This is a genomic window from Bartonella sp. ML70XJBT.G (assembly GCF_028618575.1).
Lineage (GTDB): Bacteria > Pseudomonadota > Alphaproteobacteria > Rhizobiales > Rhizobiaceae > Bartonella.
The window spans coordinates 1-12,799 of the sequence record NZ_JAQITA010000026.1 but is presented as its reverse complement, the minus strand read 5'-3'; the positions used below and the strand labels follow the sequence as shown (position 1 = coordinate 12,799).

4 protein-coding genes and 2 pseudogenes are annotated in these 12,799 nt (G+C 36.7%); 1 reads left to right on the top strand and 5 read right to left on the bottom strand.

The window, feature by feature from the left end; genetic code table 11:
• Positions 1–613: POTRA domain-containing protein (locus PVV64_RS09205; RefSeq protein WP_273760726.1), on the bottom strand; the 613-nt coding region annotated here is incomplete at its 3' end.
• Between the two features lie 985 nt (positions 614–1,598).
• Here PVV64_RS09205 and PVV64_RS09200 point away from each other — a divergent pair.
• A pseudogene (locus tag PVV64_RS09200) lies at positions 1,599–6,568 on the top strand (DEAD/DEAH box helicase).
• Between the two features lie 969 nt (positions 6,569–7,537).
• Here the strand turns inward: PVV64_RS09200 and PVV64_RS09195 are convergent.
• From PVV64_RS09195 to PVV64_RS09180, 4 genes and pseudogenes are all read right to left on the bottom strand, one after another.
• Positions 7,538–10,174 carry a DUF6990 domain-containing protein gene (locus PVV64_RS09195; RefSeq protein WP_273760725.1) on the bottom strand — a complete coding sequence of 879 codons (2,637 nt, stop codon included), beginning with the start codon at positions 10,172–10,174 and terminating at the stop codon, positions 7,538–7,540.
• A 12-nt stretch (positions 10,175–10,186) separates the two neighbouring features.
• Positions 10,187–11,521 (bottom strand): annotated as a pseudogene (locus PVV64_RS09190) (DUF637 domain-containing protein); the annotation flags it as partial.
• A 227-nt stretch (positions 11,522–11,748) separates the two neighbouring features.
• Positions 11,749–12,321: an SMI1/KNR4 family protein gene (locus tag PVV64_RS09185; RefSeq protein WP_273760724.1), complete on the bottom strand. Its 573-nt coding sequence runs from the start codon at positions 12,319–12,321 to the stop codon at positions 11,749–11,751.
• Between the two features lie 64 nt (positions 12,322–12,385).
• On the bottom strand, positions 12,386–12,799 hold a 414-nt coding region (locus PVV64_RS09180; RefSeq protein ID WP_273760723.1), incomplete at its 5' end, for an HNH/ENDO VII family nuclease.

Sequence of the window (12,799 nt, the reverse complement as noted above, 5' to 3'; positions counted from 1 at the left end):
GCCCCTGTTCAATATCCCGCATATTGAGAATATGGCCTTTAAGCCCCGGAAAAGCACTCCACACAACATGATTGTAAGCAGAAGCCGGAAAACCATTGTAATAAATATCCGAAAGCTTCCCCTCAACAACAACAAACTTTAATATCTTGCTGTTTTTGATATCTTGATCAGGAATATAAAAACGCGCCGTTACATAGCCTTTATCTAAATAAACCTTGGTTAATTGCTTGATCAAGAGTTGGATATCCCCAAGACCTATGCATCTTCCAACATAAGCATCTGTTACTGCTGCTATGGCGCTCTTCTTTATATGCCGGACCCCATCAACAACAATATGATGAATGGAAAAGCAGTATCCTCCACCCAAAAATGAACCATGGTTTTCTTCTGAAGGCATTGTAAGGCTTTTAGGCGTTAATGCCCGTAAATTCTCAATTCTCTCTAATTGTTGTTGCTCAGAATACCCGCGAGAAAAATTATCTGTTGGCAAGCTGGGAGATAAAATAGCCGGAGAATGGGCATAAACCGTTGCGCCATGAAACATGCCAAACAACACAACAATAACTAGAAAAAGCCTTAAAAAGCTCTCTTGGCGCAAAAAGAGAAAAAACACTAAAGACTTCCCCCGCTTTGGTCATTCATAAAGCTTTGCTAAAAAAGCGCCTCATGAACTTTTAACAATACCACTCAAACCAATATTATCCTATGACGATTTTGAATAACAGCACATATCTCTGCAACCCAATACAAATTGCACCAAAATCCTGCTTGATTTAAATTGTGTGAAAATCTCTCCCCCATACACATATCATTAACCATGTAACCAAAACTGTTTCCTAAGTCAATGTTTATGGCCACAATATTCCCAGTTAATGCCTTAAGACATCCATCAATAAGAGAGAATAAATTCTCTGCGCACCCCTATCCTGCACTCGATAACGCGCATAAATAAACTACAGATCATGCTCTTCATTTGCATCGCTTAGTCAAAAGTTATCATAGCAAACAATGAAGAAATCTCCTTTGAAGTCTTAAAGACAACCACGCAAAACTCTTTTTATGGCATTCTCATCAAGGAACTTTTCTCCAAAAGCAAATGATCTGAGTGACTTTGTAAAAAGAGTTTTGTCAGTTTAGTCAGTTCACTCTAAACCCTATAGCATTTTTTTAAATGGTAAAAAATTAAAAACATTATATTTCAATATGTTAGTATTTTAATGATACAACCTATATCGACAACGCAACCTTAAATTCAGCCCATAGTATATTTTTGAAGGTATTTTGAGGGTTTGAGAAACCTTCAAAACCTATAGTGAAATGCATCAAAATGATCATTCTGATGTTTTTAAACACATAGTGCATTTGTCTTGAATGATATGTGAAATAAAGAGCAAATTTCACTATTCTGTTGTTGATCTGACTTACGTCATAGGCTGTGGATAAAGAGCCTTTTAAACCCCTTTTGAAAAAAAATATCCGTTTTTTCGCATTTTCCTGCATTTTTTTCTCAATTCGTTCAAAATGGATTTAATAAGCTTCATTTTGATTCTTTTGAAAATAATTAACCCTCTCATATCAAAATGGAGCTCTGTTATAATATGCTGCAATCTCTTAAGTCTGATCATGAACAAATCACTTTACGCTCTCTCTTAGAATATTATCGTGAACAGACAACTTCAAAAGCTCAACAGGGGAAAATTTTTGAAGATTTTGTTACCAAATATCTTATGCATGACCCTCTCCATTATGGACGATATGAAAAGGTTGAAAGCTATTTTGAATGGGCTAAAGAGCGTAAAGATTGGAATAAAAATGATATCGGCATTGATCTAGTCGCTAAGCTTCGTAATCAAGAGGGATATGTCGCTATTCAGTGTAAGTTTTATAAAGCAGATCATCAGATCAGTAAAAAGGATATTGATAGCTTTATCGCTGCTTCTGGAAAAGATATTTTTAAATATCGTCTTCTTGTTGATAGCACTGAGGTGGAATTAACTGACAATGTGAATGCAATGATTAAAGGACAAGCGATACCCGTTTATCGCATTGACCTTCGTCATATGGAAAACAGTCGTATAGACTGGCAAATATTTGCAACAAAACAAGAAGTTGTTCTGAAATCTACAAAAGAACCTCGCCCCCATCAGGAAGAAGCCATCAAGAAAGTTTGTGAAGGCTTAAAAGAAGCAGACCGTGGCAAGCTGATTATGGCATGTGGAACGGGAAAGACTTTCACTAGCCTTAAGAGTGCCGAAACTCTCGCCGGAAAAGGCAAGCGTGTATTGTTTTTAGTGCCCTCCCTTGCTTTAGTTTCGCAAACGATACGCGAATGGACAGCTGATGCACAAATTCCCTTGCGTTCCTTTGCCGTGTGTTCTGATACAAAAGTTGGCAAGCGTCGTAAAAACCAAGATGATATTGTTGGCATGGAAACATCAGATCTTGTACTGCCAGCTACAACGGATGCCAAAGCACTTGCCAAAGAGGCTTGTGAAAGCTTCGCAGAGGCAATGACGGTGATCTTTTCAACCTATCATTCTATCCAAGTGATTTCGGATGCACAAAATACCCATGGGTTACCTGAATTTGATCTGATCATTTGCGATGAAGCCCATAGAACAACTGGTGTTGTGTTGGGAACAGACAAGCATGAATCTGAATTTATCAAGGTTCATGACAATAGCATTATTCGAGGCAAAAAACGCCTCTACATGACAGCAACCCCAAAGATCTTTAGTGACAAGCTGAAAAGGAATGCTTTCTTATCCAATAACGTTTTGGTGTCCATGGATAATGAAAAACTCTATGGCAAACAACTTTACACTTACACCTTTTCACGTGCTTTAGAGGATAAGCTGTTATCACCTTGTAAAGTTATCATATTAGTTGTCAATGAAGAAGAAGTAAGCAAATCCATTCAACATCTTATTACCGATAAGGATTATGAGCTTATTCTTGACGATAGGACCAAGATTAATGGCTGTTATAGAGCCCTTACCAAAATGGACTTGAAACTTGATCTTGAAGATGACCCCAAGCCCATGCGTAGAGCTTTAGCTTTTTGCAAAGATATTGAGACTTCTAAACGCATATGCAAAAGATTCAAAAAAGAAAAAGTGCAAGAATCTTTGCGCGCTCTTCATAAGAACTATAAAGATACTCTTCCTCTTAACTGTACCCTTGCTCATATTGATGGAACATTTAGTGCTAAAGAGCGTACAAAACAACTTGACTGGTTAAAGGAAGATGCGGGGGAAAATACTTGTCGTGTACTTACCAATGTACGCTGTCTTTCTGAAGGTGTTGATGTTCCTGCTCTTGATGCCGTTCTATTTTTACACCCGCGTAAAAGTCAAATTGAAATTATTCAAGCGATAGGACGCGTCATGCGTCGAGCGGAGGGTAAAAAAAGAGGTTATATCATTCTCCCCATTGGGATACCCGCTGGCATTCCACCGGAAATAGCCTTAGAAAACAACAAAAAGTATAATGTCATTTGGCAAGTTCTCAATGCTTTACGTGCACATGATGATAACTTTAATAAAATAATTCATCATATGCACAAAAAACAAGACGTAAGCCATGCTCTTGAAATTGTTGCTGCTTCTCAAGAACTTGCGTTAGAAGATACGACTACAGTTATTGATGATTTACCTACACGCTCAAAATTAGAATATTCAGGACTTAATATTGGGTTAGCAACTTATGAACCCTCTCAAACACATGAAGTACAAGGAGAACTCCCCCTTTTTTCTAAATGTAAAGATGTCATTAAAGCTGCTATTGTTAAGAGATTTTACGACCCTAGCTATTGGAAAAAATGGGCAATAAATGTTGGTGATCTTGCTCAAACTCATATCACACGCTTAACTGAGGTTTTGACGAAATCAGAAACTGAAACACGGCGGGTGTTTAATGATTTTATGACCGAATTGCGTAGCAATTTAAATACAACTATCTCAGAACAAAATGCGATTGAAATGCTTGCGCAACATCTTGTGACGCGTCCAGTCTTTAATGCTTTATTTGAGGGGCATCAGTTTGTTCAAGAAAATCCCGTATCTTGTGCTTTACAACGTGTACTCAATGCCCTTGATAACTTTACTCTTAAAGAAGAATCTCAAGATCTCAACAATATTTCTAGGAGTGTGCAATTTTACACGCGTGGAATTACCACTCTTGAAGCACAACAAAGCTTAATTGTAGAACTTTATAATGAATTTTTCCGTTATGCTTTTCCACGTACAGTAGAAAAATTAGGAATTGTTTATACCCCCATTGAGGTTGTTGATTTTATCATTCATTCTGTTGATGATGTTTTACGCAATGAATTTGGAAAAAGTCTAGGATCACGTGGTGTTTCTATTCTTGACCCTTTTACGGGTACTGGTACCTTTATCACACGGTTGTTACAATCAAATCTTATAAAACCAGAGGACATGGAATATAAATACCGTTATGATATTCATGCTAATGAGATTGTCTTGCTAGCCTATTACATAGCAGCCATTAATATCGAAGCAACCTATCATGGTCTTATGAAAGGGAATTATATCCCATTCAAGCATATTGGTTTAACTGATACGTTTCATCTTTTTGAGAAAAAAGATCTGATGGAAGGTACTATGAAAGAAAACAGTGAATATTTAGAGCATCAGAAAAATCTAAATATCGAAGTTATCTTTGGCAACCCTCCTTATTCAACAGGGCAAAAAAGTGAAAATGATAATGCAAAAAATACTCCTTATCCCATATTGAATGACCGTATTGGAGAAACTTATGCTGCTCAATCTAAAGCAACTTGCGTACAAGCACTTTATGACAGTTATATACAAGCAATTCGTTGGGCAAGTGACCGTATACAAAACCGCGGTGTTGTTGGTTTTGTCACAAATGCGGGTTTTATTACGGGACATTCTACAACGGGCTTACGCAAATGCCTCGTTGAGGAATTTAGCAGCCTTTATATTTTCCATTTGCGGGGAAATGCGCGGACTTCTGGAGAACAACGTAAAAAAGAAAGTGGTGGAATTTTTGGTGAGGGTTCTCGAGCCCCTATAGTATCTCTATTCTCGTGAAAAATCCAGAATCTCAACAGCGTGAGAAAATATATTTCCATGCTGTGGAAGATTACTGCACAAGAGAAAAAAAGCTTAAGATAATTAAGGACTTTGGTAGCATTGATGGTATTACACGGAGCAAAAAAGGCTGGCAAATAATCACACCAGACAGACATGGTGATTGGCTTGATCAACGTGATGATAGTTTCAAGACATTCTTAACTTTAGGTGATAAGAATAATCATAAAAAGCTTTTTAAAACTTTTTCGTGTGGTATCAAAACTAATCGTGATGCCTGGGCATATAACTCAAGCCGTAAAATTTTAGCAAAAAACATGAGTAATATGATTACTTTCTATAATAGTGAAGTAGAACGTTTTAAAAATGGTTATGGACATGTTGATCGCAGGATACGTAAAAATGTTATAAACAATTTTGTAAATTCTGATGAAAATAAAATCAGTTGGAGTCATAATATTAAGCAAGAACTGGTAAAAGGGAAAGTTTTTGAACTTGAAGATACCTGCTTTACACAAAGTCTGTATCCTCCTTTTACACAACAGTGGCTCTATTATAATCGTACTTTCAATGAGAGAGTTTATCAAATGCCGCGCATATTTCCTATGGGAAAAGCAGTTGAAAATAGAGTCATACAAGTTACCGGCATAGGAGCAACGAAAGATTTTTCTGTCATCATGATTAAGATTGTGTCTGATCTTCAGATAATAGAGAATGGTCAATGTTTTCCAAGATATATCTACGACAATGTAGAACCCATAAAAAATAAGAAACAATCGCATTTATTTTTAATTTCTACAGAAGAAAGCAAAAATACTGGTTTACAGAAGCGTGATGCCATTACGGATGAAGGTCTAGACCATTTTAGAGCTGCTTATCCTAATGAGAATATAACAAAAGATGATCTATTCTATTATGTTTATGGGATTTTGCATTCGGAAGATTATTGTACTCGTTATGCTGATAATTTATGCAAGGAATTGCCTCGTATCCCTTGTGTAAAGAGTACTGATGATTTTTGGAAATTTATTACAGCAGGACGTAAATTAGCTCATTTGCACGTAAATTATGAAGATGTGGAACCTTATCCAGTGATCTTTAAAAAGGGTAATCCAAAACAGATTGATATCTCTAATCCAGAAAAGTTTTATTACGTGAATGAAATGAAATTCGCAAAAATTAAAAATAGCAAGGAAAAGGATAAATCGACGGTTATTTATAATAGTAATATCATCATGACAGATATACCCAAGGAAGCTTATGACTATATCGTCAATGGCAAGCCTGCTCTTGAATGGGTTATGGGGCGTCAATGTGTAAAAACAGATAAAAAGAGTGGCATTGTTAATGATGCCAATCGCTATGCTGTTGAAACCGTTGGAAACCCTGCCTACCCTCTAGAATTGTTTCAAAGGATTATTACCGTAAGTTTAGAGACAATGAAAATTGTTAAGAGCCTACCAAAATTAGAAATTAAAGAAATTGAATAGACTTGCCATGCTCACATAATGGATATGCTAATCATAAGGGGTATAGAGCCTTATAACTATAAACTATACCTCTTTTGTAATTTGATTACCTATAATCTTAAAAGGAGTGTTTATATGCGTTATTCTAAAAAGAAATCATTTGCACTTTTAAACACCGTCATTTGGATTGCCTTTAAGAGATTATACCGTAATCTCAAATGATAGCTTTATAGCTTTCAAAAAAACTCTTTAAAGAGAGTTTTATATCTTCATTTTGCTTATAGGTTTTGTCTGTTTTTAAAACCCCCAAAACACCTACAAAACCCTCTTAAATATATATTAAAGATTGTATTTATATGTTGTATTTAATATAGGTTGTTTATTTAAAACATTAACTTATTGAAATATAATAACTTTTATTTTTGACTAAAAAATATATATAAAGGAGGGTGTAAAAAGAACACCCATACCCCCCTAAACCCCCTAAACTATAACCATAATGATCTTGATAGCATTTCTTATGATTATAAACTGTCTTTTGAAAGGCTTTAAAAGATCACATGTTTTTTAAAGACGTGTTTTAATCACTCACTAAAATGATTACTTTTGTCGGTTCAATTTACAGACACAAACTGACAAATATATATTTACGGTTGTATTTATTTGTTATGGCTGTTTTAATAAGTTGTATTTTAAAAAATCGATAAAACTTAACATATTGAAATATAATATTTTTAATTTTCTCTTATTTGAAAAAAATAATAGAGGGTCTAAAAACAACTGACTAAAATGACAAAAGTCTATTAAAAGCGATTTTGCTAATCTGTGGAATAATTTTATAGGTCTTTTTGTATAAGTTATTTCCTTTAAATCTTGCACCAAAACCACAATCAGAGCCACACCACTGTTGAGTTTCTCAACTACTGATCAAAGCTTTGAACCGCGCCTTATTTTCTAAATTTCTGAAATCTTTTCGATATTTTTTAGGGGCTATTTCTTGTCTTTTTTTCTCATAAATTGAGTGATTTTTTCCTTCCAAGAGCAGCGTTGCTCATTGCTGGGAAGTTCTGAGTGATTGGTAAAATCCTTTGCAACCCGTTCAATCAAAGCGTAGCTTAGTTGCTTTACCTTTGATACTTCCTTGGCTAAAGCGATAGCGCGTTCAAGATGAAGCTGTTGGATGCTTTTGCTAAAGCCTAAATGATCTCCTGCTGCAAAACTTTGCTGATAAGAATGCAAAGTCTCAACATCACCCAATAAAGCAAGGGCTCCAAGGTGAAGTAAAGCATTATCTGTATCATCTGTTTTAGACGTTGCATCCTGTTGCCAAGGCGCTATACCATAATCAGAGCGAAGTCTTTCAGAAAGATCAATAGCGCTTACTGCCCATTCTAGTGCATCATCAAGCGCCTGTGTTAAACGATCTGCAGTAACTTCTGGTTCAAAGATTTCCAATCCTTTTGCCTCAAAATTAAGTTGTATATCTGGAAAATCTTCCGTGTGTGTAGGATCAATGAATTTGCAAGCAGCAGAAAGGATACCGGTGCTAATCAAAAAGGCGCTATCAAATTGTGGACAATCTTTGACAATTTCATCGTTATAAAGAATATCTACTTCACGATCCGCCAATTGATAGCTTGCCATATAATCATCTTCATTGATCTTCTCAGTTGACCAACCTAGGCTTTTTAAAAGTGCATGAGCCCTTTCCATTGTTAATACAGCATCTTTATCATCTGTTTCCTCTATCTCCTCTGTCACTTCAACAGCTGCTGTTTGAGAAACAACAGATGTTGTTTGTGGATCCAAGCTTAAAATTGGAGTGTTTTTGGGAAAACCGGTCCGATAACCCCGTGCAAGAGTGAGGAGATTATCAATTCTATATTTTGAGATTTCTTCCACAAAACCTAAAGGATTTCCCTTTCTAAAACTCTCCTTATAAGATTTGAGCTTTTCAACATCCCCAATCAAAACAAGCGCAATAAGATGACGCGCTACAAGATCAAGTTCAGTGTCTGGGGAAAAAGCCGCATAATCATAAATGATCTGATTGACATTTTGCTGCTCAGCCCACTCAACTATATCTGTACAAATCTGCTTTAGCTTGCCTTCATCCAATTCTGTAGTAGAAACTATATAAACTTCTTCTGCTTCTTTGAGGGCTATATATTGAGGCATATTATAGAAAATCTCTCTATGAGCCGTAGAAAAACTAAGTGTTGAAAGGGAAGCCTTAAATGCAACAATCGGCTCTTCTTCATCACTTTGAAGGTTATACATTATATTGATGATACGGTCTTTACTTATAAAATAAGCATTACGATTGTAGTTTTTATCCCGATAAACTGTCCACCCCATCACTTTTAATTGCTCTGCAACTTTATTGAAAGTAATCAAAGCTTGTGGACCAAGATGTGCTTCTGCTGCCTCTCGCTCATTAAGAATTTTTAGATGCTCTTCAGCAAATTCAACGGCATGGTTAACATACTCCTCCAGTTCTTCATCAAGATTTTGCAAATACTCAGGCAGCTTACCCTCAGTGATAGAATCTTGATAAGATTTTAGGATATCAATTTGACCCGTCAATGCTAAACAAGCCAAATGCCAAATCACAGCTGGATAATAGCTATACTTTTGAACACGAGTTTTGATTTCTATTGATGCTTGTAAATCTTGGGCACGTGCCCACTGTATCACCCGCTCAGAGATTTTTGTCAACTCTTGCTCATTCAATGTCTCTACGCAAATATCAATTCCTTTATCAACCCCACGAAAATTCTCCCCTCCAATCGTATTAAAAGATCGATAAATATCCGTAGGTCCTATCCAAATATATTCTCTCCTATAGTAAATATATTTGCAAGCTACAGAAATCTCTTCGTTAGAGATCTCAGCTTCAAGATGGACATTATAATTGTCATGGAGATGTACAAAACCAAAATCAAATTGAATAAAACGATCTGGCAAAGAGAGCCACATCTTTCCAAGTTCCGTAGAAAACCAACCGTTGGTTTTGAGAATACGATTTGCTGCAGTAAGGCTTATCGAGCTCTGTTTGGGCTTTTTATGCGTTAGAATATCGTCTAACTCCCCATTCTTATAGGCTTGTGCAAATAAAATAAGGCGATCAATCCACCCTATTGTTTTGTAATCTGCAAATTCTGGTACATGTAATTGGGGTGTAAACTTAGAACTTTTTAAAGCATCAATATCACCAAGTAATGCTTCCGCAACAGCAGAATGATTAGCAGCTTCTTCACGTAATTTTTGTTCAATATCTTGTGCTTGCGCCCAAGCGATAACCCTATTTAAAGATTCCTTAACATGGCTTTCTGAAAGATCTGAAGCTGTAACATCTAAATCCTCTTTCGCAGAAAACAGCGTATCTTCATACTTATCCTGTGATACTTCACCACTAGCATATTCCCAAGCAAGACAATAAGCGGCAGTGGTAAGATTAGCCGATAGCCGAAACTTTCCCCCATCCTCTCCATAATCTACAACATCATAACTAATGCCTACAATGCGATCGGGAAGATGATAATGCGCAAACATACTCCCATCTTCAGCACGATAAGGTTCCCAGCCAAGCGTTTTTAAAATCTCTGTCACGTCTTTAGTTCGCATCGCTATTCACTTTCAATCAAAAAGTCCTGGATAATGAAAAGTGTAAAAATCCATTTTGTCTAACTTATTACTCAATTGTTCTTTAATCCATTTTCTATTCTCATTTTCTAATTCTTTCTTACTTCCTTTAAAATCTTTGAAATCTTTTTGATATTTCTCTAAGAACTCTTTGTTCTCTTTAAGAAATTCCATAAATTCGCCTTTTGTGGATTCTGCATTTCCTTCTTTATATGCCCCTTTCAAAATCTTTTGGTTTTCACTTAAACCAGCTTTTCCCGTTTTTACCTCACCAACAAATAGTTTACCATCCTTTATACCAACAATATCCGCACGAGATCTTATTGTCTTATTACCATTTTTAGTTTTGAATACTATTTCTGTTTTACATATTCTACATCCTTCATCTTTTAATTCTTGTTTTTTTTCATCGCGCTTTTTGTCATGATGCTTCCTGACTTGTGCAAGTATATTCCCCTGTCCATCATTATTGTTTTGTGGTTTTTTATTGTTTCCGTTTTTTTTCTTATTTTTACTTTCCTTCTGAGAATTTTTATTTTTTTCTTCTTTTGAGTTTTGATTTGTTTTTTCGCTGTCTCCTTCTGCACTCTTCGATGCAAACCAATAGGCAAGAAAATCAGCTATAGCCGACCTATTGCTAGGAGATTGAACAAGAGTTGCTCCACCAGCCATAAAAAGAGACAGAGCTGCCAACTCTTCTGGCGTAAGCGACACAATGAACGCTACAGCAGCTGCTACCGCAGGAAGAAAATTATTTTCGGCAGCATTACCTGCGGCATTGACATCACCACCAGTAAGGGCAGCAGCAAAGCCACCAGCAACGCGTGCCACATCAATCATGCTCTCTTTATTAGCAAATAGCGCATCAATCTTGGCGTTTATACGCGCCTGCTCTTCCGGCGTTGGGGTGCGACCATCTAATGCCCCCATTTCCTCTTTGATAATGTTTTGCATCCACAGTTTAAACTGGAGCATGGCTGCGGCTTCGCCTACAACACCCCCCACGGCGCCAACCGTACAATCACCACTCGCTGTCGCACCTACAATACAGCCAAGACCAGCATGGGCAACGATCTGCGTCACCGTGTCAATCTTCCCTTCAGCCTTGGCGGTACCGATTTCTTCTGCCAACGATTTGCCAACCGTATCAGACAGAGCGATGCGCAGATTGTTTAAAAAGTTCTTATCTAAAGAACCGCCTTCAAGAGCCGTTTGAACGCCCGTGCCAATAGCAAGCTTTGATCAGGTTCTTTTCTGCCTCACGGGTAATACGATCAACCAAAGGGGCGGTTTGGATAAGGATTGACCAACTCCAGCCATCTCTGTGAGTCAGCTGGTTCAGTAAATTTAATGGGTTTCTTTTTTAACCAATTCTTTTTTTCTTTAGCCGCAAGGTTGGTTAGTTCTTTTTTCGCCGCAAGTTTTTCACGATCTCCCTGAGTGGCAAGTTCTGCAAGATTTTTTTTAGAAGCGAATTAAGAGATCGCAAATAATACCACTACTCGGAACATCTGCTGCATATCCCTTATAAACGTTACGTATTTCCTCCCCCCATGTCATCTTCTCCATAATTTTTTCCAAAAACGCTTGTAAAAAGGGATAGGTTGTGGAGAGGGAAGGATCTCAGGTTTTTCAATCGGTTGATCACCTTCAGGTGTCTCTTCTCCCGCATGTACTATAATCCTTTTGCAAAGGAATTCATAAAAATTACTTGCGTAATATTCGCAATCTTCAGATGGAAGCATGACATAGAGTGGGCATTCTCCATCCCGAAACTGCGTATAATCAAAGTAAAAGGTTTCATCAAAAGCGGCATCACAAACGATAAGCTGTTCTGGTGTTGCAAAACCACGTTTCCTATCATTTAAATTTTGGAAAACAATATCATCAAAAGGAATATCTTCTCCACACTCCTTATAAAGTCTATAGATCTCATAACCACCAATGTCCCCGCCTTTATAATGTTTTAAAAAACTCTTGTAAGACGATGTGAATTGCAAACCAAGAATTTTCTCAGCTTTTTTAATCACGAGATCATCAACCTCCTTATCTTTGCTAGCAAAATTAACAATATCACCTTCATATTTATCAACTAATACTGTAACATCATCTAAGGTATAGGTCTTCATCAATTATTCTCCATCAATTATTTTATAAGTCTCTGTTTTTTCTCTTTTCATCAATCTTAGAGCATTATTGCCGATGCTCCTGTCCCCATCTGTTAAAATCTAGACCTATGATACCCCATTTCATATTGATTATTCCACCTGAACTACTGTTTTCTTGTTCTCCATGCCCATTACCGTATTCTTTCCAATATTCCTCTCTCTGCTTCTTAAACTTTTTTCTCTCTATAAGCGATTGATGTGTTTTTGGATTATCATGAATCACAGAAGTATATTTTTTATGAAACTCATGGCTCATTTCCGCTATGGGTCCATCAGGCGTTTGCTTTAGGTGATGCAACTCAACAGGCTTACCATCAAACCCTATAGGTGCTCTTCCTGCTTCCATTCTCTCAATATTGGTACCCCACACTTCTTTTTTGTTTTCCATCCATTTAACAATTTTGTTAGGATCAAACAAATCGTCTCTCTGATAAACTTT